Source organism: Burkholderia multivorans ATCC BAA-247, assembly GCF_000959525.1.
Lineage (GTDB): Bacteria > Pseudomonadota > Gammaproteobacteria > Burkholderiales > Burkholderiaceae > Burkholderia > Burkholderia multivorans.
Genome location: NZ_CP009832.1, coordinates 3,144,102 through 3,167,484, shown reverse-complemented (window position 1 = coordinate 3,167,484; position 23,383 = coordinate 3,144,102). Strand labels below are relative to the sequence as shown.

Sequence of the window (23,383 nt, the reverse complement as noted above, 5' to 3'; positions counted from 1 at the left end):
TGTCTGAAATTAGCGGCGTGAAGCGGGGTCGAATTGACGCCGGAAATGGCCGGAAAGCTTGTCGCGCTTGGCTCGCGGGCCGATAGGCGCTTGCTTGTGGATGCCATTGAACCCGCCTATAATGCGTCAGCTTGTCGTCCCGGGGTCCCCGCAATACGGGGCGGCAAGTCCGATGCAGGCATGCATCGCATGCCATTCGCGTGAGGCGGCGATGGAAGCAGCGAGGGTGTTGGCGGAGACGGCGAATGGCGAACCGGTCCTGAAGGACTGGCTCATGAAGCGCAACTGTTCGGTGTCGCCGCGCCAGTTCGTGCTGTTTTACGCGTCGCTCGCATGCTTCTCGCTGGCGATTGCGGCATTGCTGATGTGGCGTGGGGTATGGCTCGTCATGCCCTTCACCGGAATTGAGCTGCTGGTCGTGGGCGTCGCGTTTGCGATCTATGCCCGCCATGCGGTCGATTACGAGCGCATCAGGCTGTTTCCGCACCGGCTCGTGATCGAGCGGATGGATGCGGAGCGGTTCACGCAGATCGAATTCAACCCGCGCTGGGTGCGGGTCGAACCGGGCGCGACGCCACGCGATCCGATTCGGCTGGTGTCGCGCGGGCAGACCGTCGTAATCGGGCAGCATCTCGCGCAGTACAAGCGTGCGCAGTTCGCCGACGAACTGCGCGTAGCGCTCCGGCGCTGCGGCTGATGAAGCGCTCGCCGGGAGGCAACCGCAGGCGGCTTGCGACGGGGGAGGGTTTGAATGGAAATTTTGGGTAAGGATGCTATGAAAACAATCAAGCGAGCCCTCACGGGCGTGCTGGCATGCAGCGGATTGCTCTTTGCCGGTGCCGCTCTGGCGGTCGGTGACAGCCCGGGCGGCCCCCGCGTCAACGAGATCAACCTGCAGCCGCCCGTCACGAAGATCGCCGAGGAGCTCTACGATCTCCACACGATGATGCTGATCCTCTGTACGGTGATCTTCGTCGGCGTGTTCGGCGTGATGTTCTATTCGATCTTCGCGCACCGCAAATCCAAGGGCCACAAGGCCGCCAATTTCCATGAAAGCACGACCGTCGAAATCATCTGGACGATCGTGCCGTTCATCATCGTCGTGCTGATGGCGCTGCCGGCCACGAAGGCCGTCGTCGCGATGAAGGACACGACCAACGCCGACCTGACGATCAAGGTCACCGGTTATCAGTGGAAGTGGGGTTACGACTACGTGAAGGGCCCGGGCGAGGGCATCAGCTTCCTGTCGACGCTCACGACCCCGCGCGACGAAGTGATGGGCAAGAAGCCGATCACCGAAACCTATCTGCAGGAAGTCGACAACCCGCTCGTCGTGCCGGTCAACAAGAAGATCCGCATCATCACGACCGCGAACGACGTCGTGCACTCGTGGTACGTGCCCGCGTTCGGCGTGAAGCAGGATGCGATTCCGGGCTTCGTGCGCGACACCTGGTTCAAGGCCGACAAGGTCGGCACGTTCCGCGGCTTCTGTACCGAACTGTGCGGCAAGGAGCACGCGTACATGCCGGTCGTCGTCGAAGTGCTGTCGGACGACGACTACGCGAAGTGGGTCAGCGCGCAGAAGGCGAAGCTCGCCGGCGCGGCAGTCGATCCGAACAAGGTCTATACGATGGCCGAACTCGTCTCGCACGGCGAGGAAGTCTACAAGGCGAACTGCGCGGCATGCCACCAGGTGAACGGCAAGGGCCTCGGCGCCTTCCCGGCGATGGACGGCAGCCCGATCGTGAACGGCCCGATCGCCGGCCACCTCGAGCGCGTGCTGCACGGCAAGGGCGCGATGCCGTCGTGGGCGTCGCTGTCGGATCTCGACATTGCGTCGGTCGTCACGTACGAGCGCAATTCGTGGGGTAACCACAAGAACGATCTGCTGCAGCCGAAGCAAGTGGCCGACGCGCGCAACGGCAAGATGCCGGAAGACACCGCGGGTGGCGCAGCGACCGCATCGGCACCGGCCGAAGCGGCTTCGGCGCCGGCGCAGGCCGCGTCGGGCGCAGCGCAACAGCCGGCGGCATCGGCTGCGCTGTCGACGATCTACTTCGAGACGGGCAAGAGCGCGCTGCCGGCCGACGCGAAAGCGGCGATCGCCGCAGCGGCGGACTATGCGAACGCGCATCCGGACGCGAAGCTCACGCTGTCGGGCTTCACCGACAAGACGGGCTCGGCCGACGCGAACGCCGAACTGGCCAAGCATCGGGCGCAGGCCGTGCGCGACGCGCTGAAGGCGGCGGGCGTGGCGGAAGACCGCATCATTCTCAAAAAGCCGGAAACGATCACGGGCGGGGCAGACGCGAAGGAAGCCCGGCGGGTCGAGATCGGGCCGGCGGCTTGACGTGTCGCCGAGTTTGTCGACGTATTCGCATTAGGAGATTCTCATGTCTAGCATCGGGCACGACGTAGCCGCGGGCCACGCGCACGACGACCACGCGCACGAAACGCCGCACGGCTGGCGGCGCTGGCTGTTCGCCACCAACCACAAGGACATCGGTACGCTGTACCTGCTGTTCTCGTTCATCATGTTCCTGTCGGGCGGCGTGATGGCGCTCGGCATCCGTGCCGAGCTGTTCCAGCCCGGCCTGCAGATCATGCGTCCGGAGTTCTTCAACGAACTCACGACGATGCACGGCCTGATCATGGTGTTCGGCGCGATCATGCCGGCGTTCGTCGGCTTCGCGAACTGGATGATTCCGCTGCAGATCGGCGCATCCGACATGGCGTTCGCGCGGATGAACAACTTCAGCTTCTGGCTGCTGCCGGTCGCGGCGGTGCTGCTGGTCGGCTCGTTCTTCGCGCCGGGCGGCGCGACGGCCGCGGGCTGGACGCTCTACGCGCCGCTGTCGACGCAGATGGGCCCGGGCATGGACTTCGCGATCTTCGCGGTGCACATCATGGGCGCGTCGTCGATCATGGGCGGCATCAACATCGTCGTGACGATCCTGAACATGCGCGCGCCGGGCATGACGCTGATGAAGATGCCGATGTTCGCATGGACCTGGCTGATCACCGCGTACCTGCTGATCGCCGTGATGCCGGTTCTGGCGGGCGCGATCACGATGGTGCTGTTCGACCGTCACTTCGGCACGTCGTTCTTCAACGCGGCAGGCGGCGGCGACCCGGTCATGTACCAGCACATCTTCTGGTTCTTCGGCCACCCCGAGGTGTACATCATGATTCTGCCGGCGTTCGGGATCGTGTCGCAGGTGATCCCGGCGTTCTCGCGCAAGACGCTGTTCGGCTATAGCTCGATGGTGTACGCGACGGCCTCGATCGCGATCCTGTCGTTCATGGTCTGGGCGCACCACATGTTCGCGACCGGCATGCCGGTCACCGGCCAGCTGTTCTTCATGTACGCGACGATGCTGATCGCGGTGCCGACCGGCGTGAAGGTGTTCAACTGGCTCGCGACGATGTGGCGCGGTTCGATGACGTTCGAAACGCCGATGCTGTTCGCGATCGGCTTCCTGTTCGTGTTCACGTTCGGCGGCCTGACGGGCCTGATGCTCGCGATGGCGCCGCTCGACATCCAGTATCACGGCACCTACTTCGTGGTCGCGCACTTCCACTACGTGCTGGTCGCGGGTTCTCTGTTCGCGCTGTTCTCGGGCTGGTACTACTGGTCGCCGAAGTGGACGGGCTGGATGTACAACGAGACGCGCGGCAAGATCCACTTCTGGGCGTCGATGATCTTCTTCAACCTGACGTTCTTCCCGATGCACTTCGTTGGTCTCGCGGGCATGCCGCGCCGCTATGCGGACTACCCGGCGCAGTTCACGGACTTCAACCAGGTCGCGACGATCGGCGCATTCGGCTTCGGCCTCGCGCAGGTGTACTTCCTGTTCGCGGTCGTGCTGCCGGCCTACCGCGGCGGCGGCGAGCTGGAGAAGGCGTCGGACAAGCCGTGGGACGGCGCGACCGGCCTCGAATGGACGGTGCCGAGCCCGGCTCCGTTCCACACGTTCGAGCAACCGCCGCACGTCGAATAAGTTTCACCGCGCGTTCCGCCGCTGCCTCCCGCGCAGGCAGGCGCGGCGGACGCCCGAACCGAAGTATCAGATGACCCGGAATCCACAACAAAGACGTACGCCCGAGCAGATCCGCGCGGGCAACAAGCGGCTCGGCCTGATCCTGCTCGTGATCGTCGCCGTCTTTTTTGTGGGTGTCGTGATCAAGCAGTGGTGGCTGTCCACTCACTGACGCAGAAACCGATGCAGTAGCGAGGAAGTTGTCGTATGTCGAAGCCGGAAGCGGGCGCCGCCGATCGCGCGTTCAACCGTTCGATGCTGGTGAAGCTGTTCGTCGTCGCCGCGCTGATGTTCGGGTTCGGCTTCGCACTGATTCCGATGTATCGCGCGATCTGCCAGATCACGGGCATCAACAATCTGTTGCAGCGCGACGTCAGCGAGCGCGAGGCGAAGAATACGCAGGTCGACACGAGCCGGACGGTGTCGGTCGAGTTCGACGCGAATGCACGCGGGCCGCTCGGCTTCAAGCCGGAGCACAACAGCCTCGACGTGCATCCGGGCGAGCTGACGACGATCGTGTACGACGTGACGAACGGGCAGGGCCGGCCGGTCGTCGCGCAGGCGATTCCGAGCTACGCGCCGAAGCAGGCGACGGAGTTCTTCAAGAAGATCGAGTGCTTTTGCTTCACGCAGCAGACGCTGGCCGCGAACGAGTCGCGCAAGATGCCGGTGGTGTTCGTGATCGATCCGAAGTTGCCGAAGGACGTGAAGACGATCACCTTGTCGTACACGTTCTTCGAACTGAATACGCCGGCAGTCGCAGCGCCGGCCGCGCCCGGAACGTCCGCGCAGCGTGCGGCGGCGAAGCCGGATGCATGACGACGGAGGCGGGACGATGACGGAGCCCACGCGCAGCGGCGGGTTCGGCCAGGCGCTCATAGCGGTGCTGTGGTCGTTTTTCGGCGTGCGCAAGCGGCGCGATCTCGAAGCCGACGCGACGCAGCTCAATCCGCTGCACGTGCTGATCGTCGCGCTGCTCGCCGCGGCCGCGTTCATCGGCGTGCTGATCCTGATCGTGCGCGCGGTGGTCGGCTGACGGACGGAACAATGCAATGCGCGGTGCCACGGCGCCGCGTGCAGGAAAGAGCGGCGGCGGTCGCGCCGCGCAAGAAATAAAGCCGGAGCGGTTTCCGGTACACAAATTGGACTGAAGTGGAGAATCAAGCATGAGCGGTCAAAACCAGACCCCGTACTATTTCGTGCCGCATCCGTCGCAGCATCCGATCAGCGCGGCCGTCGGCCTGCTGGTCATGCTCGGGTCGGTGGCGCTGTGGATCAACGGTCATGACTGGGCACCGTACACGGCGCTGCTCGGCCTGCTGTGGCTGCTCTTCACGCTGTACCACTGGTTCGGCGATTCGATCGCCGAGTCCGAAGGCGGGCACTACGGCAAGAACGTCGACAAGTCGTACCGCTGGAGCATGAGCTGGTTCATCTTCTCGGAAGTCATGTTCTTCGGCGCGTTCTTCGGCGCGCTGTTCTATGCACGCGAAATCGCGCTGCATCAGCTCGGCAGCCTCGACTACAAGCTGATCTGGCCGGATTTCTCCGCCGTGTGGCCGAACGAAGGCCCGGCCGCGCTCGCCGGTCACTTCAAGACGATGGGCCCGTGGCCGATCCCGACGCTGAACACCGCGCTGCTGCTGTCGTCGGGCGCGACGCTGACGGTGTCGCACCACGCGCTGCGCGACGATCACCGCAAGAAGGCGATCGCCTGGCTCGCGGCAACGCTCGTGCTCGGCGTCTGCTTCCTGTTCCTGCAGGGCTTCGAGTACTTCCACGCGTACAACGAACTGAACCTGACGCTCGGCTCGGGCATCTACGGCTCGACGTTTTTCCTGCTGACGGGCTTCCACGGCTTCCACGTGTTCCTCGGCGGCACGATGCTCGCGGTCGTGCTGGTGCGGATGATCCGCGGCCACTTCAAGCCCGATCACCACTTCGCGTTCGAAGGCGCCGCGTGGTACTGGCACTTCGTCGACGTCGTCTGGCTCGGCCTGTACGTCGTCGTCTACTGGCTGTAAATGGACGAACGGCCCGCGCAGCGATGCGCGGGCCGTTTTCATTGGTGCGGACGGGGCAGCGGCTGGCTGCCGACGACCAGCACCGCCCCGGCGCCGCCGCGACTCAGTCAGGCGGCGCTTTTGCTTGGCGGCGCGGCGATGCGGCGAAATGCCACAGCGGCCGTGGCGGCATCAACGTCCGATCGGCAGCCCGGTCGAATGGATCCAGCCCATCCAGTTCGCGAACAGGATGAACAGGAACAGCGAGATCGACAGCCCGACGCGGGTGGCAAGCGACCAGACCATGCGCTTCGTATGGCCGCGGTCGTGCATCATGAAATAGAGCGCCGAGCCCATGCTGGCAATGATGAGGACGAAGGCGATGGGAACGAGTATGTGCATGACACGAGCCGGACGACGGCAATTCGAAAGGAAGAGGATAATTATCGCACTTCGCTTTTGCGCGTGCGCCTCGCGGGCAGTGCGATGAAGATCCGCTGGCTGCCTGCGCTGCTGATTCTCGCCGTCGTCGCGGTCACGATCCGGCTCGGCTTCTGGCAGCGCGACCGCGCACACCAGAAGGAAGCGTTGCAGGCGAACATCGTGCGCTACGAGCACGCGGCGCCCGTCGACGTCGGCGCGCAGCCGATTCCGCTCGCGGCGATCGAGTTTCACCGCGTCCGCGCGAAGGGCCGCTTCATCCCCGAGCAAGCGGTGTTCCTCGACAATCGGCCGTATAACGACCAGCCGGGCTTTTACGTCGTGATGCCGTTTAAACTCACGGGCGGCGGCTACGTGCTGGTCAATCGCGGCTGGCTGCCGCGCAACATCGCGGATCGCACCGCGATCGAGCCGTTCGCCACGCCGGCCGGCGACATCGAGATCGAAGGCATCGCGCGCGCCGACGCATCGCGCGCGTTCGAGCTCGGCGAAGGCGGTTCCGCGCCGCATCAGAAGATTCGGCAGAACCTGGACGTCGCCGCGTATGCGAAGGAAACCGGGCTGCCGCTGCAGCCGTTCGTGATCCAGCAGACGAGCGACGACGGCGACAAGCTCGTGCGCGACTGGCCGGCGGCGACGACCGGCGTCGAGCGCAATTACGGTTACATGTTTCAGTGGTGGGGCATGGCGGCGGCCGCGCTCGGTTTCGGCCTGTACGCGGCGCGGCGTGCGGCGAAGAAATCGACCGGCGCGTGAGCGCGATGCCCGGACGCGGCGCCTGCGCCGCGCGTTCGTTTCGAGAGGTCTGATTTGTCGATCCAATCTTCCCGTCGGGATCCGGCGGCCACGCCGGTTTCGCCGGCGGCCCGCAAGCGCGGCCGCTGGATGCTCGTGCTGCTCGGGCTCGTCTGTGCGGCGCCGATGCTCGCGTCCTACTTCACCTACTACGTGATCAAGCCGAAGGGCGGCTCGACCAACTACGGCACGCTGATCGAGCCGCAGCGGCCGATTCCGGCGAACCTCGTCGTGACCGACGAGACCGGCAAGCAGGTGCCGCTCGCGTCGCTGCGCGGCGTGTGGCTGTTCGTGATGACCGACCGCAGCGCCTGCGACGAAGCGTGCGTGAAGAAGCTCTATTTCATGCGGCAGATCCGCGTCACGCAGGCGGGCGAGCGGCACCGGATCACGATGGTGTGGCTGCGCAGCGATGCGGGCGCGGTCCCGCAGAAGGTGCTCGACGCGTATCCAGATACGCGGCGCCTCGTCGCCGATCCGGCTGCGGTCGCCGCGTGGCTGCCGGCCGATACCGGCACGCAGGATACCGACCATTTGTACCTGGTCGACCCGAACGGCAATCTGATGATGCGTTTCCCGAAAGACCCGAACCCCAGCAAGATCAAGACGGACGTCACGAAGCTGCTGAAGTGGTCGAGCATCGGTTAACTCGACACGACGAGGCACCATGTCCTATTTGCTGCAACTCGGCCTGATCGGCATCTGCATCGCGCTGCTGCCGCTGTCGTACGTGTGGGTGAAGGCCGACGACGACAAGTTCCGCAAGCTCGTGTGGGTCACCACCTTCCTGACGCTCGACCTCGTGATGTTCGGCGGCTTCACGCGGCTGACCGATTCGGGCCTCGGCTGCCCCGACTGGCCCGGCTGCTACGGCACGTCGTCGCCGTTCATCGCGCATGCGGCGATCACGGCAGCGCACCAGGCGATGCCGACCGGCCCCGTCAGCATGACGAAGGCGTGGATCGAGATGATCCACCGCTATTTCGCGATGGCGATCGGCGTGCTGATCATCGCGCAGGTCGTGATCGCGTGGTCCGCGAAGCTGCGCCGCCGCCCGCTGCACGTGTCGCCGTGGTGGCCGACGAGCCTGCTGCTGCTGATCGTCGTGCAGGGCATCTTCGGTGCGTGGACGGTCACGATGAAGCTGCAGCCGGTGATCGTCACGACGCACCTGCTGCTCGGCCTCACGCTGCTCGGCACGCTCGGCTGGCTCGCCGCGCGCCAGACCCCGCTGCCCGCGCACGACCCGGAAGCCGGCCGCTATCGTGCGGCCGCGCTCGCGGCGCTCGTGCTGCTCGTCGTGCAGATCGCGCTCGGCGGCTGGGTCAGCACGAACTACGCAGTGCTTGCCTGCACCGACTTCCCGACCTGCAACGGCCAGTGGATTCCGCCGATGAACTTCGAGCAGGGCTTCCATCTGTGGCGCGCGCTCGGGATGACGCGCGACGGCGAGGCGATCACGCAGGACGCGCTCGTCGCGATCCACTGGACGCACCGGACGTTCGCGTTCGTCGTCGTCGCGTATCTGATCGCGTTCGCGCTGAAGATGCGCCGCTTCGCGTCGCTGCGGCGGCCCGCGAACGGCGTGCTGCTGGTCGTCGTGCTGCAGTTCGTGACGGGCCTGACCAACATCGTGCTGCAGTGGCCGCTGCCGGTCGCGGTCGCGCACAACGGCGGCGCCGCGATCCTGCTGCTGCTCGTCGTCATGTTAAACTTTCGCATCCTTTCAAGCCGCCCCGGCCGTGTCGTGCAGCCTGCGCGCGATGCCGCCGCGGCGTGACCGTCCCCATGCAAAGCACCCTCTCCCAATCGCCCGGTAGCCGCTTTTCCCAGTACATGGCGCTGACGAAGCCGCGTGTCACGCAGCTTGCGGTGTTCTGCGCGGTGATCGGCATGTTCCTCGCGACGCCGGGCATGGTGCCGTGGCATGTGCTGATCGGCGGCACGGTCGGCATCTGGCTGCTGGCCGGCGCCGCGTTCGCGATCAACTGCCTCGTCGAGCAGAAGGTCGACGCGATGATGCGCCGCACCGCGTGGCGCCCGTCCGCGCGCGGCGAGATCACGACGCCGCAGATCCTGCTGTTCTCGGCCGTGCTCGGCAGCCTCGGCGCATGGACGCTCTACACGTTCACGAACGCGCTGACGATGTGGCTGACGATCGCGACCTTCGTCGGCTACGCGGTGATCTACACGCTGCTGCTCAAGCCGATGACGCCGCAGAACATCGTGATCGGCGGCGCGTCGGGTGCGATGCCGCCGGCGCTCGGCTGGGCGGCGGTCACGGGCGCCGTGCCGGGCGACGCGTGGATCCTCGTGCTGATCATCTTCGTGTGGACGCCGCCGCATTTCTGGGTGCTCGCGCTGTATCGCCGCAAGGATTACGAAAACGCGGGCCTGCCGATGCTGCCCGTCACGCACGGCGAGAAGTTCACGCGGCTGCACATCCTGCTCTACACGGTGATCCTGTTCGCAGTCACGATGATGCCGTTCATCTCGGGGATGAGCGGCGCCGTCTACCTGACGAGCGCGGTGCTGCTCGGCGCGGTGTTCCTCGCGTATGCGTGGAAGATCTACCGCGATTATTCGGACGAACTCGCCCGCAAGGCCTTCCGTTATTCGATCGTCTATCTGTCGCTGCTGTTTGCCGCGCTGCTCGCCGATCACTACGCGCGCCCGCTGCTCGGCGTGTAACCGCACGGTTTGAACGCAATGCTCCACTCATGGTTCGGGCGCCGCACGCGCCAGCGCTGGGCGCTCGTCTGCGCATTCGCGGCGGCGCTGCTGCTCGCCGCCTGCGACAACGCGCCGAAATTCCAGAATCTCGACATCACCGGCAACACGCAGTTCGGCAGCGATTTCGCGTTGCCCGACACGACCGGCAAGGTGCGCACGCTCGCCGACTTCAAGGGCAAGGCCGTCGTGATGTTCTTCGGCTATACGCACTGCCCTGACGTGTGCCCGACGACGATGGCCGAATTGTCCGAAGCGCTGAAGCAGCTCGGGCCCGATGCCGCGAAGCGCGTGCAGGTGCTGTTCGTGACGGTCGATCCCGAGCGCGACACGCCCGCGCTGCTCGGCCAGTATGTGCCCGCGTTCGATCCGTCGTTCATCGGGCTGCGTCCGGCCGACGACGCGCAGCTGAAGAAGGTGACGAAGGATTTCCGCGTCTATTACGCGAAAGTGCCCGGCAAGACGCCGGGCAGCTACACGATGGATCACACGGCCGCGAGTTACGTGTTCGATCCGGACGGCAAGCTGCGCCTGTTCGTGCGCGACGGCCAGGGCCCCGGCCCGTGGGTCCACGACCTCAAGCTGCTGATCGGCTGATCGGCTAATCGGCTGATCGGCCGGCATGCCGTGCCTGTCCGGGCGTTCGACCCGGCAGGCGCGTGACGGCCGCGACGCGCCGTCACGCGTTCCTTCTGTTCCTTCTTTTTCTCCCGCCTTTTTGCTCATCGCCCTTGTCGGTGCATGCGCGCCGTACATGCAGGGCGGCGCCGGCGCGCATCGCCCGTATCGCGTTACGGCAGCGCCGGCACGTTGAAGCCGGTCGCCGCGCGCGTGATGCGGAATTCCGTCACGCGATAGGTCGCGAGCCCTTCGGTGACGAACGGATCGGTCTGCAGGATCGCTTCCAGCGCGTCGCGATCGATGCGCGCCGCGAGGATCACGCCGCCTGCGCGCGGCACCTTCGGCCCGGCCGCGATGAAGATGCCCTTGTCGAGCAGCGGCTGCAGATACGCGCGGTGGCGTTCGAGCGCGTCGTCGATGCGCTCGAGCGACGCGGTGTAGTGGATGTCGATGACGTACATGTCGAAATGGCCTCGGAGTGTCGCCGGCGCATTGCGCGCACCGGCCAGCGGACCTTTGTAGCACAGCGGGCGTTCGCTGTCGTGCCGGGCGCCGCGTCGTATTCAAGTTGTAAGCGCCACTGCCGTAAATACGGGGGCAACCGTTTGCGCGGCGGCCTGCGCGCGCATCGACATCGACAACAGGGCACCTCCGATGAGCAGAATGAGTTTGAATCGCAAGCTATGGCTCGCGCTTGCGCTGGTATGGATCGGTCTGCTGGGCGTTGGCGCGTGGAGCGCGTACGAAACGCGCGCGACGATGCTGACCGAGCGCAAGGGAGGGATCACGAATCTCGTCGACGCGGCGGCCGGCATCGTGAAGTCGTACTACGCGCTCGCGCAGAGCGGCACGCTGCCGGAGGCCGATGCGAAGCGCGACGCGCTCGCGAGCCTCGCCGCGATGCGCTACGGCGACGCGGGCTACGTGTTCGTGATGGATTCGAAGCCGGTCGTGCTGATGCATCCGACGCTGCCGAAACTCGTCGGCACGCAGGTCGGCGATTATCTCGACCCGGACGGCAAGCCGTTGTTCGTGACGATCCTGAATGCCGCGAAGGCGACCGGCAGCGGCTTCGCCGAATATCGCGGCCGGCTGCCGCACAGCGAGACCGCGGTGCCGAAGATCAGCTACGTCACGCGCTTCGCGCCGTGGGACTGGAACATCTCGAGCGGCGTGTTCGTGAAGGACATCGATACCGTCTACTACCGGACGCTCGCCGGCCACCTCGTCGTCGTGCTCGTGATCGGCATCCTGATCAGCGCGGCGATGTTCGTGATCATCCGCAACGTGCGCGGCAGCCTCGGCGGCGAGCCCGATGCGGCGGCCGCGCTCGCGATGCGCATCGCGCAGGGCGACCTGACGCAGCCGGTGCCGGTGCGCGCCGGCGATCGCACCAGCATGATGGCCGCGATGCGCGACATGCAGGCGCGGCTGCAGGCGACGATGCGCGGGATTCGGCAGTCGGCCGAGTCGATCGCGGCCGCGAGCCGCCAGATCGCGGCCGGCAACGACGATCTCTCGCAGCGTACCGAGGAGCAGGCCGCGTCGCTCGAGGAAACGGCCGCGAGCATGGAGCAGCTGACGGCGACCGTGAAGCAGAACGCGGACAACGCGCGGCAGGCGAGCGGGCTCGCGAACAACGCATCGGAGATCGCGCGCACGGGCCACGACGTCGTGAGCCGCGTGATCGTCACGATGGGCGAGATCGACGACAGCTCGCACAAGATCGCCGACATCATCGGCGTGATCGAAGGGATCGCGTTCCAGACCAACATCCTCGCGCTGAACGCGGCCGTCGAGGCGGCGCGTGCGGGCGAGCAGGGGCGCGGCTTTGCGGTCGTCGCCGGCGAAGTGCGTTCGCTTGCGCAGCGCAGCGCGACGGCCGCGAAGGAAATCCGCGAACTGATCGTCGACTCGGTCGAGCGCGTGCGCAACGGATCGACGCTCGTCGGCCAGGCCGGCACGACGATGGGCGAGATCCTGCAGGCGGTCGCGCGCGTGACCGACATCATGGGCGAGATCGCCGCCGCGTCGGAGGAGCAGGCGAGCGGGATCACGCAGGTCGGACGCGCGGTCACGCAGATGGACCAGGTCACGCAGCAGAATGCGGCGCTCGTCGAGCAGGCGGCCGCGGCGGCCGCGTCGCTGCAGGAGCAGGCCGGGCGGCTGCGCGATGCGATCGGCGCGTTCCGTGTCGGCGATTCGGCCGAAGCGGCGCCGCGTGCGTCGCGTCCCGCGCGTCCGCACGCCGACGAGCCGGCCATCGAGCGGCACGACGCCGGCAGCGAGACGGTCGCCGCCTGACGCGCGGCGTGCCACGCGCACCGGGACACGGCGACACGGCCCGGCCGGGCGGGGCGGGGCGGAGCGGCCGGGGCGGCGACACTGACGAAACGGCCGGCGCTGCGGCCCGCGCCGGCACCGTCGCGGTGCATACCCATATGAGCGGGATGTATTTCACTTCCCGCCGATCCTGTGACACCATTTGCCCCTTGCTGCGAGTCGGGGGATACCCGTATCGCGCCCCATTTCCAGTTTGCAAGAAAGCGAGAAACCAGATGAAGCGTCGCAGTCTCCTGAAAGTCTTTTCCGTGCTGGCCGCCGGTGCCGCGCTGACGATGTCGGCGGGCGCGCACGCCGAAGACAAGGTCATCAAGGTCGGCACGGTCGCCGGTCCGGATGCCGAGGTGTGGCAGGTCGTGCAGAAGGTGGCGAAGGAGAAGGAAGGCCTGAACGTGAAGGTCGTCGAGTTCAACGACTACGTGCAGCCGAACGCGGCGCTCGACGCGGGCGATCTCGACGCGAACAGCTTCCAGCACCAGCCTTATCTCGACAGCCAGGTGAAGCAGCGCGGCTACAAGATCGTGACGGTCGGTCTGACCTACATCTCGCCGATCGGCGTTTATTCGAAGAAGTTCAAGTCGCTGAAGGAGCTGCCGCAAGGCGCGAAGATCGCGGTGCCGAACGATCCGTCGAACGAGAACCGCGCGCTGCTGCTGCTGCAGGCGCAGGGCGCGATCAAGCTGAAGGCCGGCGCCGGCACGGGCGGCAACAACGCGACGGTGCTCGACATCGCCGACAATCCGAAGAAGCTGAAGATCTCCGAGCTCGACGCCGCGCAACTGCCGCGCGTGCTGCCGGACGTCGACGCGGCCGTGATCAACACGAACTACGCGCTCGCCGCGAACCTGCAGCCGACGAAGGACGCGATCGCGCTCGAGTCGCTGACGAGCCCGTACGCGAACGTGATCGCCGTGCGCACGAAGGACAAGGATCAGCCGTGGGTGAAGAAGCTGGTCAAGGCGTACCAGTCGCCGGAGGTGAAGGAATTCATCAAGAAGCAGTTCAAGGGCTCGATGGTCGCGTCGTTCTGAACGCGATCGGACGATCGAACGAAGGCCTGCCTGCGTGCAGGCCTTTTTTTCGTCCGGCGGCGCGCGGAGCGGTGCTCGTCCGGCACGCATGACCGCGAGCGGCCGACAAGGCCTGAACGGCCGCCGAAACGACAGGGCCTGCCTCGTGCGGGCGCCCTTTTCGCGAACGACAAGCGCCGCGCGGCCCACCGTGTCTGCATGACGGCGCTCACATCTCGCCGCGTCGCGAGCAGATCGCCATGATCTGCTGGATCGCATAGTTGTCGCGCACGCCGGGCAGCGACTGCACGATGCACTCGTGATAGCGCCGCTCGCGCGGCAGCAGCATCGCGCTGTTGCGGTACAGCGCGTCGCACGAGCGCTGGATCAGTTGCGCCGCCGCGCCATTGCGGCTCTCGCGCAGCGCCTGCAGCATGCACTGATCGTATTGCGCGTCGCCGTCGGCGAGGCCGGATGCGACGGCCGGCAGCGGCGGCAGCACGGCGGCGATCGAGATCGCGGCAACGGTCGCGATCGAGCGGAGATCCGGAGGCATGGGCGTCCCGATGACATGAAAGGGCCGCCGACAGCATAGCGTAAAGCGCTGCACGCGTCGGGCCGCGTCGGGCCGCGGCGGCGGCGCGGCGCACGAAAGCGCGGAGTCAGGCGGTGGTCTGCGGAAATGGTATGCTCGTGCGTTCGCCGCCGCGTGCCTTCCCGGGGCACGCACGCGGGCCGGCCGCCGCCGTTTCGCGCGGGCGGTGCCCGCCGCGGCGCGAAATCCATCATCCAGAACCGACAATACGGGGGAGACTCACCCATGAAGCGTTTCAAGACTTTCGCGATCCGTTCGATCACGGCCGGCGTGGCCGCACTCGCGCTCGCCGGCGCCGCGCACGCGCAAACCGTCAAGGTGCTGTCGATCGTCGATCACCCGGCACTCGATGCGATCCGCGACGGCGTGCGTGCCGAACTGAAGGCGGAAGGCTACGGCGACGACAAGCTCAAGTGGGAATACCAGAGCGCGCAGGGCAACACCGGCACGGCCGCGCAGATCGCGCGCAAGTTCGTCGGCGACCAGCCCGACGTGATCGTCGCGATCGCGACGCCGGCCGCGCAGGCGGTCGTCGCGGCCACCAAGAGCGTGCCGGTCGTCTATTCGGGCGTGACCGATCCGGTCGCAGCGCAGCTCGTGAAGGGCTGGGGTCCGTCGGGCACCAACGTGACGGGCGTGTCGGACAAGCTGCCGCTCGATCGCCAGGTCGCGCTGATCAAGCGCGTCGTGCCGAAGGCGAAGACGGTCGGCATGGTCTACAACCCGGGCGAGGCGAATTCGGTCGTCGTCGTGAAGGAGCTCAAGGAGATTCTCGCGAAGCAGGGCATGACGCTGAAGGAAGCGGCCGCGCCGCGCACCGTCGACATCGGCCCGGCCGCGAAGAGCCTGATCGGCAAGGTCGACGTGATCTACACGAATACCGACAACAACGTCGTGTCCGCGTACGAAGCGCTCGTGAAGGTCGCGAACGAGGCGAAGATTCCGCTCGTCGCCGGCGACACCGACAGCGTGAAACGCGGCGGCATCGCGGCGCTCGGCATCAACTACGGCGACCTCGGCCGGCAGACGGGCAAGGTCGTCGCGCGTATCCTGAAGGGCGAGAAGCCGGGCACGATCGCCTCCGAGACGAGCAGCAACCTCGAGCTGTTCGTGAACACGGGCGCGGCGGCGAAGCAGGGCGTGACGCTCTCGCCGGATCTCGTGAAGGAAGCGAAGACGGTCATCAAGTAAGCCGCAGCCTGCCGGCTGCGCCCGAAGGCCCGATCGGGGCCTGCTCGACACCGCCGGACGGGCGGCCCCCACCGGGGCCGCTCGTTCGCTTGGCCCGGCCGCACACGCGCGGCCGGGAGGCAACAGGATTTTCCATCATGTCTCTGTTCTCGTTTCTGGGTGCGCTGGAGATCGGCCTGATCTTCAGTCTCGTCGCCCTCGGGGTGCTGATCTCGTTTCGCATCCTCAACTTCCCCGACCTGACCGTCGACGGCAGCTTTCCGCTCGGCGGCGCGGTCGCCGCGACGCTGATCTCCGCCGGCTACGACCCGTTCACGTCGACCTGTCTCGCGATCGTCGCGGGCGCACTCGCCGGGTTCGTGACGGGCTGGCTCAACGTGCGCCTGAAGATCATGGATCTGCTCGCCAGCATCCTGATGATGATCGCGCTCTATTCGGTGAACCTGCGGATCATGGGCCGTCCGAACGTGCCGCTGATCACCGAGCCGACCGTCTTCACGGTGCTGCAGCCCGACTGGCTGCCCGACTACGTGCTGCGTCCGGCGCTGCTCGCGCTCGTCGTCGTGGTCGCGAAGCTCGGCCTCGACTGGTTCTTCTCGTCGCAGCTCGGTCTCGCGATGCGCGCGACCGGCGCGAATCCGCGGATGGCGCGCGCGCAAGGCATCGCGACGGGCCGTGCGACGCTCGCCGGGATGGCGCTGTCGAACGCGCTCGTCGCGCTCGCCGGCGCGCTGTTCGCGCAGACGCAGGGCGGCGCCGACATCTCGATGGGGATCGGCACGATCGTGATCGGGCTCGCGGCGGTGATCATCGGCGAGACGCTGCTGCCCGCGCGCCGGCTCGTGCTGACGACGCTCGCGGTCGTGCTCGGCGCGATCGTCTATCGCTTCTTCATCGCGCTCGCGCTGAACAGCGAATTCATCGGCCTGAAGGCGCAGGACCTGAACCTCGTGACGGCTGCGCTCGTCACGATCGCGCTGGTGCTGCCGGCGACGCGCAAGAAGCTGTTCGCGCGCAAGAACGGAGGGGCATGACATGCTGTCCGCACAAGACCTCAAACTCACGTTCAATCCCGGCACGCCGATCGAGACGCGCGCGCTGCGCGGGCTGTCGCTCGAGATTCCCGACGGCCAGTTCGTCGCGGTGATCGGTTCGAACGGCGCCGGCAAGTCGACGTTCCTGAATGCGATCAGCGGCGACCAGCGCGTCGATTCGGGCCGCATCGCGATCGACGGCACGGACGTCACGCGCCAGCCCGCATGGGACCGTGCGCATCTCGTCGCGCGCGTGTTCCAGGATCCGATGGCCGGCACCTGCGAGGCGCTGACGATCGAGGAGAACATGGCGCTCGCGATGGCGCGCGGCGCGCGGCGCGGGTTTCGCGCGGCGCTCGATCGTCCGTCGCGCGAGCTGTTCCGCGACAAGCTGCGCCTGCTGAATCTCGGCCTCGAGAACCGGCTGACCGACCGGATCGGGCTGCTGTCGGGCGGCCAGCGTCAGGCGGTGAGCCTGCTGATGGCGTCGCTGCGGCCGTCGCGGATCCTGCTGCTCGACGAGCACACGGCCGCGCTCGATCCGAAAACGGCCGCGTTCGTGCTGGAGTTGACCGCGCGCATCGTCGCCGACAGCAAGCTGACGACGATGATGGTCACGCACAGCATGCGGCAGGCGCTCGATTACGGCGATCGCACGGTGATGCTGCATCAGGGGCAGGTCGTGCTCGACGTGTCGGGCGACGCGCGTCGCGGGCTCGACGTGCCGGATCTGCTGCAGATGTTCGAGAAGGTGCGGCACGAGCAGCTCGACGACGACGCGCTGCTGCTGAGCTGAGCGCCCGCTCGGCCGATCGGGCCGCCGCGGCTGGCGCGCAGCGTGCGCGTCGCCGCGGCGGCCCGCGTCGTTTGCGGGCGCATAGCCGCCTGGGGGCGGCTCCGGCAATCTGCATGACCCTTTTTGTTGAGGCCTGACAGCGCCCAACGCGATCCTCTATACTGTATATCCATACAGCATCGAGTCGCATGATGTCCGCTTCATCCCTGTCCCCCGAATCCCTTCATCCGTCGCTCTGGCGCGGCTCGCAGCTCGCGCGCGGCGGTCCGCGCACGATCGACACGGGCTTCGCGCCGCTGTCCGCCGAACTGCCGGGCGGCGGCTGGCCGGTCGGCGGGCTGATCGAGCTGCTGGCCGCGCAGCCGGGCTGCGGCGAGATGCGGCTGCTCGCGCCCGCGCTCGCGCGCACCGTCAGCGCGCGGCGGCCGCTCGCGCTCGTCGCGCCGCCGCAATGGCCGCATGCGGCCGCGCTCGCCGCGCTCGGCTTGCCGCCGGAGTCGCTGCTGTGGCTGCGCGCCGGCAGCCGCATCGATGCGTTGTGGGCCGCCGAGCAGGCGCTCAAGACCGGCTGCTGCGGCGCGCTGCTGCTATGGCAGGATGCGCGGCCCGACGCGCTGCGGCGTCTGCATCTCGCGGCCGCGCGCACCGGCGACACGCTGTTCGTGATGCTGCGCCCGCTGTCGGCCGCGCGGCAGCCGTCGCCTGCGGTGCTGCGCGTCGCGCTGTATCCGGCGCCGGGCGGCGTGTCGCTCGACATCGTGAAGCGCCGCGGGCCCGCGCGCAGCGAGCCGCTCGAACTCGACCTGCCGTCGCCCATCGTGGAGAGCCGCTATGCGCGTCTTGCTCGGCATCCATCTGCCGCGCCTGCCGCTCGACGTGTGCGCCGCGCCGCCGTCTGACGGCGATGCGGGCGGCGCCGGCTGCGCGGTGCTCGAGCAGGGCGTCGTGCTGATCGCCGATGCGGCCGCGCGGCGGCAGGGCGTGCGCGCGGGCATGAAGCGCGGCGGCGTGCTGACGCTCGCACCCGACACGCAGCTCGTCGAACGCGATCCCGCGCGCGAAGCCGATGCGCTGCGCGCGGTCGCGCTCGCGCTGCTGCGCTTTTCGCCGAACGTCGCACTGGCCGACGAAGCGACGCTCGTCGTCGACGTCGGTCCGAGCCTGCGCCTGTTCGGCGGCTTGCCGTCGCTGTGCCGGCAAGTGCGCGCGACGCTCGCGGCGCTCGGCTATGCGGCACGCATGTCCGCCGCGCCGACCGCCGGCGGCGCGTGGCTGCTTGCGCGCGCGTCGGCCCGTATGCGCAGCCGGCGCCGCGTCGCGCGCCGCGCATCGCTCGTTCGCGCGCTCGACGCGCTGCCCTGCGTGCTGCTGCCCGACGCGCGTCCGTATGCCGGCTGGTTCGACGGCCTCGGCTGCCGCACGCTCGCCGATCTGCGCGGGCTGCCGCGCAAGGGGCTGCAGCGCCGTTGCGGGCCGGCGCTGCTGGCCGCGCTCGATCGCGCCTATGGCGAGGCGGTCGAGCCGCTGGCATGGATGGCGGTGCCGCCGGTGTTCGACGTGCGGCTCGAATTGGCGGAGCGCGTCGACTATGCGGAAGCCGTGCTGTTCGTCGCGCGGCGTCTCGTCGTGCAGTTGTGCGGCTGGCTCGCCGCGCGGCAGTTGTCGCTGGCTGCGATGACGTTCGATCTCGAGCACGAGCGCGGCCGCCAGGCCGTGCCGCCCACGTCGCTCGAACTCGCGTTCGCCGCGCCCGTGCGCGACGAAGCGCATTTCATGCGGCTGCTCGGCGAACGGCTTGCGCGCGTCGAATTGCCGGCCGCGGTGATCGCGGTGCGCCTGAAGGCCACGCGCGTCGAATCGGTCGCGCCGCCGGCCGACGATCTGTTTCCCGAGCCGGGCGGCACGAAGGAGACGCGCGCGCGGCTGCTCGAACTGCTGGTCGCGCGGCTCGGCGCCGAGAACGTGCTGTGCGCGGCGCCGGTGGCCGATCATCGGCCCGAAGCCGCGAATCGCTGGCTGCCGCTCGATGCGCAGGCCGGCAAGCCGCCGGGCGCGCCGCCGGCGGTGCCGCCGCGTCCCGTATGGCTGCTGCCCGAGCCGTTGCCGCTGCTGATGCGCGAGAACCGGCCGGTGTTCCATACGCCGCTCAGGCCGATGTCGTCGCCCGAGCGGATCGAGGCAGGGTGGTTCGACGGTCAAACGATCGCGCGCGATTACTACGTGGCGCAAGACGAAGAGGGCGCGTGCTACTGGATATTCAGGGAACGAATGAGCAGTCAGGCAGACCCGCACTGGTTTCTGCACGGCCTGTTCGGGTGAGCGGCGATGGTTGCGGAATCCCGGTTGCTGCCCGCTTATGCGGAGTTGTTCTGCCGTTCGAACTTTTCGTTCCTGCATGGCGCATCGCATGCGGAGGAGCTGGTCGCGCGCGCCGTGAAGCTCCGCTATCGCGGCATCGCGATCACCGACGAATGCTCGCTCGCGGGCGCACCGCGGATGCATGTCGCGGCGCGGGCCGCCGGCTTGCCGCTGATCATCGGTTCGTACTTCGAGGTCACGCCGGATGAGGCTCCGCCCGGTCACGACCCGGGGCCCGGCGCATTCGGGCTCGTGCTGCTCGCGCAGAATCGCGAAGGCTACGGCAACCTGTCCGAGCTGATTTCATGGCGACGGATGGCCGCGCCGAAAGGCACGTACAAGCTGACGCCGCGCATGCTGTCGAGGCCGCCCGAGGAATTCGCGCACCTGCGCGGGATGCCCGACTGTTTTGCGATTCTCGTGCCCGTGTATCCGGTGCGCGCAGATGTACTCGACGCGCAGGTCGCGTGGTTTCGCGCGACGTTCGGCGAGCGTGCGCGGCTCGGGCTCGTGCAGCTGCAACGCGCGCTGGACGGCCCGCAGCGCGACGAGATTCGTGCGGCCGGCGCGCGGCGCGGCGTGCGCGTCGTCGCGCTCGGCGACGTGACGATGCACCGGCGCTCGTGCAAGCCGCTGCAGGACGTGATGACGGCGATCCGGCTCGGGACGCCGGTGTCCGAGTGCGGCTATGCGCTCGCGCCGAATGCGGAGCAGCATCTGCGTTCGCTTGCGCGTATCGCGAAGCTGTTTTCGGCGGACGAGATCGCGCAGACGTGTGCGATTCTCGATGCGTGTCATTTCGAACTCGATACGCTGCGCTACGAGTATCCGGACGAGATCGTGCCTCCCGGACATACGCCGACCAGTTATCTGGAACAGGAGACCAAGGCCGGCGCGATTGAACGTTATCCGCAGGGTGTGCCGGAGAAAGTGGAACAGCAGATCCGGTATGAACTCGATCTGATCGCGAAGCTGAGCTACGAACCGTTCTTCCTGACTGTCTACGACATCGTCAAATACGCGCGCAGCCGGAACATCCTGTGCCAAGGGCGCGGTTCGGCGGCGAATTCGGCCGTCTGTTATTGCCTCGGCATCACCGAGGTGGATCCCGAGCAGAGCACGCTGCTGTTCGAACGCTTCATCAGCGAGAATCGCGGCGAGCCGCCCGACATCGACGTCGACTTCGAGCATCAGCGGCGCGAGGAAGTGATTCAGCACATCTACGAAAAATACGGCAAGCATCGCGCGGCGATCGCGGCGGCCGTCTCGACCTATCGGCCGCGCGGCGTGCTGCGCGAAACCGGCAAGGCGCTCGGTGTCGATCCGATGCTCGTCGATCGTGTCGCGAAAGGGCATCGATGGTTCGACGGCAGCCGCGATCTGCTGCAGCAGTTCGAGATGGTCGGGCTCGATCCCGCGACGCCGCTGATCCGCACCTGGGCGGAGCTCGCCGCGCGGCTGCTCAATTTTCCGCGCCATCTGTCGCAGCACTCGGGCGGTTTCGTGATCAGCCGCGGCAAGCTCACGCGGCTCGTGCCGGTCGAGAATGCCGCGATGGACGGGCGGCGCGTGATCCAGTGGGACAAGGACGATCTCGAAGCGCTCGGCTTGCTGAAGGTCGACGTGCTCGCGCTCGGGATGCTGTCGGCGCTGCATCGCGCATTCGACATGATCACCGCGTGGCGCGGCCTGCAGCCGGACGGGAAGCCGTTCGGGTTCGACCACATTCCGCGCCACGACGACGACACCTACGACATGATCTGCCGCGCCGACACGGTCGGCGTGTTCCAGATCGAGTCGCGCGCGCAGATGTCGATGCTGCCGCGCCTGAAGCCGCGCGAATACTACGACCTCGTGATCCAGGTATCGATCGTGCGGCCCGGGCCGATTCAGGGCGGCGCCGTGCATCCGTATCTGAAGCGGCGCAGGATCGTGGCCGGCGAAGAAGAGGGCGAGGTCACGTATCCGAGCGACGCGCTCAAGGCGGTGCTCGAACGCACGCTCGGCGTGCCGATCTTCCAGGAACAGGTGATGCAGATCGCGATCGTCGCGGCGGGCTTCACGCCGGACGAGGCCGATGCGCTGCGGCGCGCGATGGCAGCCTGGAAGCGCAAGGGCGATCTCGGCAAATATCACGACCAGATCGTCAACGGGATGCTCGAGCGCGGATACACGCGCGAGTTCGCCGAGCAGATCTTCGAGCAGATCAAGGGCTTCGGCGAATACGGCTTTCCCGAGAGCCACGCGGCGAGCTTCGCGAAACTCGCGTACGCGAGCAGCTGGCTCAAATGCCACGAACCGGCGATCTTCGTTGCCGCGCTGCTGAACAGCCAGCCGATGGGCTTCTATGCGCCCGCGCAACTCGTGCAGGATGCGCGGCGTCATGGCGTGACCGTGTTTCCGGTCGACGTGACGAAAAGCAACTGGGAGACCTCGCTCGAAGCGCTGCCCGGCGCCGCCCCGCCGGACGGCGATCCCGCGGTGCGGCTCGGGCTGTCGCTCGTGCGCGGCTTCGGCGAGGCCGCCGCGCGGCGCATCGAAGCCGCGCGCGCGGCCGGCCCGTTCGAGAACGTCGATGCGCTCGCGCGCCGCGCCCAGCTCGAGCGTCGCGACCTCGAAGCGCTGGCTGCCGCGAACGCGCTTGCGACGCTCGCCGGCCACCGCCGCGACGCATTGTGGCAGGCCGTCGCCGCGGCGCCGGATCGCGATCTGCTCGCGGCCGCGCCGATCGACGAAGCGGAGCGGCCGGCGCTCGGCGCGCCGTCGGAAGCCGACGAGATTCTCGCCGACTACGACACGACCGGCCTCACGCTGAACCGTCATCCGGTCGCGCTGCTGCGGCCCGCGCTGCGCGCGCGGCGGCTGTCGTCCGCGGCCGAGCTGCGCGATCGTCCGGACGGCCGGCTCGCGCGCGCATGCGGCATCGTGATCGCGCGGCAGATGCCGGGCACCGCGAAAGGCGTGCTGTTCATGACGCTCGAGGACGAAACGGGCTGCGTGAACGTGATCGTGCGCCCCGAGCTGCTCGCGCGGCAACGCCGCGAAACGCTCGATTCGCGCTTGCTCGCCGCGTCGGGCGTCTGGCAGGTCGTCAGCGACGTGAGGCACCTCGTCGCGCAGCATTTCGAGGACCTCACTCCGCTGCTCGGCGGCCTGCGCACGACGACGCGCGAGTTCCAGTGAGGCACCGAGCCGGCCGCCCGCCGGCACGCGTCGCCGGTGCATACCAGTTTCGCGAACTGGTTCTATTCTGGTCCCGTTTCTTGCGGCCTAAACGTGTCGTTCGAGCCCCCGGAATGCGCGCGCAGGCAGACCGGTCCGGGTAAATCCCTATCCAGAATCGCGTTGTAAACAAAGGCTTTGCGCCAACTAAACCGCTTGCCGGGCAAGGCTCCCGGCGATTTTCGACGCGCTAATACCAGTTCG

Annotated in this window: 23 protein-coding genes; 20 read left to right on the top strand and 3 right to left on the bottom strand. The window is 67.4% G+C overall.

What is annotated here, in order from left to right:
• Window positions 1–172 precede the first annotated feature (172 nt).
• From NP80_RS27180 to NP80_RS27150, 7 genes are all read left to right on the top strand, one after another.
• Window positions 173–697, top strand: a complete 525-nt coding sequence (locus NP80_RS27180; RefSeq protein WP_012467715.1) for a DUF2244 domain-containing protein — start codon at window positions 173–175, stop codon at window positions 695–697.
• 54 nt (window positions 698–751) lie between these two features.
• Window positions 752–2,350, top strand: a complete 1,599-nt coding sequence (gene coxB, locus NP80_RS27175; RefSeq protein WP_039220161.1) for a cytochrome c oxidase subunit II — start codon at window positions 752–754, stop codon at window positions 2,348–2,350.
• A gap of 43 nt (window positions 2,351–2,393) precedes the next feature.
• Window positions 2,394–4,001, top strand: a complete 1,608-nt coding sequence (gene ctaD / locus NP80_RS27170) for a cytochrome c oxidase subunit I (RefSeq protein WP_006398198.1) — start codon at window positions 2,394–2,396, stop codon at window positions 3,999–4,001.
• A 70-nt stretch (window positions 4,002–4,071) separates the two neighbouring features.
• The gene (locus NP80_RS31495; RefSeq protein WP_006398199.1) at window positions 4,072–4,212 is read left to right on the top strand and encodes a cytochrome oxidase small assembly protein; all 141 of its coding nucleotides are present in this window, start codon (window positions 4,072–4,074) and stop codon (window positions 4,210–4,212) included.
• A gap of 35 nt (window positions 4,213–4,247) precedes the next feature.
• The gene (locus NP80_RS27160) at window positions 4,248–4,859 is read left to right on the top strand and encodes a cytochrome c oxidase assembly protein (protein ID WP_006412117.1); all 612 of its coding nucleotides are present in this window, start codon (window positions 4,248–4,250) and stop codon (window positions 4,857–4,859) included.
• 16 nt (window positions 4,860–4,875) lie between these two features.
• Entirely contained in the window at window positions 4,876–5,076 is a 201-nt protein-coding gene (locus NP80_RS27155) for a DUF2970 domain-containing protein (RefSeq protein WP_006412118.1), read from the top strand.
• Window positions 5,077–5,206: 130 nt separating this feature from the next.
• Window positions 5,207–6,064 (top strand): cytochrome c oxidase subunit 3, encoded by an 858-nt coding sequence (locus NP80_RS27150; protein WP_006398202.1) that lies wholly within the window; start codon window positions 5,207–5,209, stop codon window positions 6,062–6,064.
• A 171-nt stretch (window positions 6,065–6,235) separates the two neighbouring features.
• Here NP80_RS27150 and NP80_RS27145 read toward each other — a convergent pair whose 3' ends face one another.
• Window positions 6,236–6,445: a twin transmembrane helix small protein gene (locus NP80_RS27145; RefSeq protein WP_006763330.1), complete on the bottom strand. Its 210-nt coding sequence runs from the start codon at window positions 6,443–6,445 to the stop codon at window positions 6,236–6,238.
• Between the two features lie 84 nt (window positions 6,446–6,529).
• Here NP80_RS27145 and NP80_RS27140 point away from each other — a divergent pair, with 84 nt between their 5' ends.
• The 5 genes from NP80_RS27140 to NP80_RS27120 are packed head-to-tail and all read left to right on the top strand — an operon-like array spanning window position 6,530 to window position 10,606.
• A complete protein-coding gene (locus tag NP80_RS27140) occupies window positions 6,530–7,240 on the top strand; it encodes an SURF1 family protein (protein WP_035488948.1) in 711 nt (236 codons plus the stop codon).
• 60 nt (window positions 7,241–7,300) lie between these two features.
• The gene (locus tag NP80_RS27135) at window positions 7,301–7,927 is read left to right on the top strand and encodes an SCO family protein (RefSeq protein ID WP_170933546.1); all 627 of its coding nucleotides are present in this window, start codon (window positions 7,301–7,303) and stop codon (window positions 7,925–7,927) included.
• A gap of 19 nt (window positions 7,928–7,946) precedes the next feature.
• A complete protein-coding gene (locus NP80_RS27130; protein ID WP_006412119.1) occupies window positions 7,947–9,059 on the top strand; it encodes a COX15/CtaA family protein in 1,113 nt (370 codons plus the stop codon).
• Between the two features lie 8 nt (window positions 9,060–9,067).
• Window positions 9,068–9,970: a heme o synthase gene (cyoE, locus tag NP80_RS27125; protein WP_012212666.1), complete on the top strand. Its 903-nt coding sequence runs from the start codon at window positions 9,068–9,070 to the stop codon at window positions 9,968–9,970.
• Between the two features lie 18 nt (window positions 9,971–9,988).
• The gene (locus tag NP80_RS27120; protein ID WP_006412121.1) at window positions 9,989–10,606 is read left to right on the top strand and encodes an SCO family protein; all 618 of its coding nucleotides are present in this window, start codon (window positions 9,989–9,991) and stop codon (window positions 10,604–10,606) included.
• Window positions 10,607–10,800: 194 nt separating this feature from the next.
• On the opposite strand, the gene NP80_RS27115 is transcribed toward NP80_RS27120, so the two are convergent.
• Window positions 10,801–11,091 (bottom strand): YciI family protein, encoded by a 291-nt coding sequence (locus NP80_RS27115; protein ID WP_006398209.1) that lies wholly within the window; start codon window positions 11,089–11,091, stop codon window positions 10,801–10,803.
• A 193-nt stretch (window positions 11,092–11,284) separates the two neighbouring features.
• Between NP80_RS27115 and NP80_RS27110 the strand changes: the two genes are divergently transcribed.
• Both NP80_RS27110 and NP80_RS27105 read left to right on the top strand, forming a co-directional pair.
• The gene (locus NP80_RS27110; protein WP_045594266.1) at window positions 11,285–12,934 is read left to right on the top strand and encodes a methyl-accepting chemotaxis protein; all 1,650 of its coding nucleotides are present in this window, start codon (window positions 11,285–11,287) and stop codon (window positions 12,932–12,934) included.
• 254 nt (window positions 12,935–13,188) lie between these two features.
• The gene (locus NP80_RS27105; protein ID WP_006407024.1) at window positions 13,189–14,004 is read left to right on the top strand and encodes a MetQ/NlpA family ABC transporter substrate-binding protein; all 816 of its coding nucleotides are present in this window, start codon (window positions 13,189–13,191) and stop codon (window positions 14,002–14,004) included.
• Between the two features lie 208 nt (window positions 14,005–14,212).
• On the opposite strand, the gene NP80_RS27100 is transcribed toward NP80_RS27105, so the two are convergent.
• Window positions 14,213–14,539, bottom strand: a complete 327-nt coding sequence (locus tag NP80_RS27100) for a VF_A0006 family four-cysteine protein (RefSeq protein WP_006411768.1) — start codon at window positions 14,537–14,539, stop codon at window positions 14,213–14,215.
• A gap of 264 nt (window positions 14,540–14,803) precedes the next feature.
• Between NP80_RS27100 and NP80_RS27095 the strand changes: the two genes are divergently transcribed.
• From NP80_RS27095 to NP80_RS27070, 6 genes are all read left to right on the top strand, one after another.
• Window positions 14,804–15,769 carry an ABC transporter substrate-binding protein gene (locus tag NP80_RS27095; RefSeq protein WP_006411769.1) on the top strand — a complete coding sequence of 322 codons (966 nt, stop codon included), beginning with the start codon at window positions 14,804–14,806 and terminating at the stop codon, window positions 15,767–15,769.
• 137 nt (window positions 15,770–15,906) lie between these two features.
• Complete coding sequence (locus tag NP80_RS27090) at window positions 15,907–16,803, top strand: ABC transporter permease (RefSeq protein ID WP_006398214.1); 897 nt, start codon at window positions 15,907–15,909, stop codon at window positions 16,801–16,803.
• Window position 16,804: 1 nt separating this feature from the next.
• Complete coding sequence (locus NP80_RS27085; protein WP_006411770.1) at window positions 16,805–17,599, top strand: ABC transporter ATP-binding protein; 795 nt, start codon at window positions 16,805–16,807, stop codon at window positions 17,597–17,599.
• Window positions 17,600–17,790: 191 nt separating this feature from the next.
• Window positions 17,791–18,498 (top strand): translesion DNA synthesis-associated protein ImuA, encoded by a 708-nt coding sequence (imuA, locus tag NP80_RS27080; RefSeq protein WP_045594365.1) that lies wholly within the window; start codon window positions 17,791–17,793, stop codon window positions 18,496–18,498.
• On the top strand, window positions 18,431–19,918 hold the full coding sequence (locus tag NP80_RS27075; protein ID WP_035488848.1) for a Y-family DNA polymerase: 1,488 nt from the start codon (window positions 18,431–18,433) through the stop codon (window positions 19,916–19,918). The genes imuA and NP80_RS27075 overlap by 68 nt, the downstream gene beginning before the upstream one ends.
• 6 nt (window positions 19,919–19,924) lie before the next feature.
• Window positions 19,925–23,140, top strand: coding sequence for an error-prone DNA polymerase (locus NP80_RS27070; RefSeq protein WP_035488850.1), 3,216 nt, complete (start codon window positions 19,925–19,927; stop codon window positions 23,138–23,140).
• The last annotated feature ends 243 nt before the right edge of the window (window positions 23,141–23,383 follow it).

What these genes read in the sequence shown, in the direction of transcription:
- imuA (WP_045594365.1), top strand. Translation starts at nt 17,791, where the DNA reads ATGTCCGCTTCATCCCTGTCCCCCGAATCCCTTCATCCGTCGCTCTGG.
- NP80_RS27155 (WP_006412118.1), top strand. Translation starts at nt 4,876, where the DNA reads ATGACGGAGCCCACGCGCAGCGGCGGGTTCGGCCAGGCGCTCATAGCG.
- NP80_RS27130 (WP_006412119.1), top strand. Translation starts at nt 7,947, where the DNA reads ATGTCCTATTTGCTGCAACTCGGCCTGATCGGCATCTGCATCGCGCTG.
- NP80_RS27150 (WP_006398202.1), top strand. Translation starts at nt 5,207, where the DNA reads ATGAGCGGTCAAAACCAGACCCCGTACTATTTCGTGCCGCATCCGTCG.
- cyoE (WP_012212666.1), top strand. Translation starts at nt 9,068, where the DNA reads ATGCAAAGCACCCTCTCCCAATCGCCCGGTAGCCGCTTTTCCCAGTAC.
- NP80_RS27085 (WP_006411770.1), top strand. Translation starts at nt 16,805, where the DNA reads ATGCTGTCCGCACAAGACCTCAAACTCACGTTCAATCCCGGCACGCCG.
- NP80_RS27095 (WP_006411769.1), top strand. Translation starts at nt 14,804, where the DNA reads ATGAAGCGTTTCAAGACTTTCGCGATCCGTTCGATCACGGCCGGCGTG.
- NP80_RS27070 (WP_035488850.1), top strand. Translation starts at nt 19,925, where the DNA reads ATGGTTGCGGAATCCCGGTTGCTGCCCGCTTATGCGGAGTTGTTCTGC.
- NP80_RS27105 (WP_006407024.1), top strand. Translation starts at nt 13,189, where the DNA reads ATGAAGCGTCGCAGTCTCCTGAAAGTCTTTTCCGTGCTGGCCGCCGGT.
- NP80_RS27100 (WP_006411768.1), bottom strand. Translation starts at nt 14,539, where the DNA reads ATGCCTCCGGATCTCCGCTCGATCGCGACCGTTGCCGCGATCTCGATC.
- NP80_RS27145 (WP_006763330.1), bottom strand. Translation starts at nt 6,445, where the DNA reads ATGCACATACTCGTTCCCATCGCCTTCGTCCTCATCATTGCCAGCATG.
- NP80_RS27110 (WP_045594266.1), top strand. Translation starts at nt 11,285, where the DNA reads ATGAGCAGAATGAGTTTGAATCGCAAGCTATGGCTCGCGCTTGCGCTG.
- NP80_RS31495 (WP_006398199.1), top strand. Translation starts at nt 4,072, where the DNA reads ATGACCCGGAATCCACAACAAAGACGTACGCCCGAGCAGATCCGCGCG.
- NP80_RS27160 (WP_006412117.1), top strand. Translation starts at nt 4,248, where the DNA reads ATGTCGAAGCCGGAAGCGGGCGCCGCCGATCGCGCGTTCAACCGTTCG.
- NP80_RS27090 (WP_006398214.1), top strand. Translation starts at nt 15,907, where the DNA reads ATGTCTCTGTTCTCGTTTCTGGGTGCGCTGGAGATCGGCCTGATCTTC.
- NP80_RS27115 (WP_006398209.1), bottom strand. Translation starts at nt 11,091, where the DNA reads ATGTACGTCATCGACATCCACTACACCGCGTCGCTCGAGCGCATCGAC.
- NP80_RS27120 (WP_006412121.1), top strand. Translation starts at nt 9,989, where the DNA reads ATGCTCCACTCATGGTTCGGGCGCCGCACGCGCCAGCGCTGGGCGCTC.
- NP80_RS27075 (WP_035488848.1), top strand. Translation starts at nt 18,431, where the DNA reads ATGCGCGTCTTGCTCGGCATCCATCTGCCGCGCCTGCCGCTCGACGTG.
- NP80_RS27180 (WP_012467715.1), top strand. Translation starts at nt 173, where the DNA reads ATGCAGGCATGCATCGCATGCCATTCGCGTGAGGCGGCGATGGAAGCA.
- NP80_RS27140 (WP_035488948.1), top strand. Translation starts at nt 6,530, where the DNA reads ATGAAGATCCGCTGGCTGCCTGCGCTGCTGATTCTCGCCGTCGTCGCG.
- coxB (WP_039220161.1), top strand. Translation starts at nt 752, where the DNA reads ATGGAAATTTTGGGTAAGGATGCTATGAAAACAATCAAGCGAGCCCTC.
- ctaD (WP_006398198.1), top strand. Translation starts at nt 2,394, where the DNA reads ATGTCTAGCATCGGGCACGACGTAGCCGCGGGCCACGCGCACGACGAC.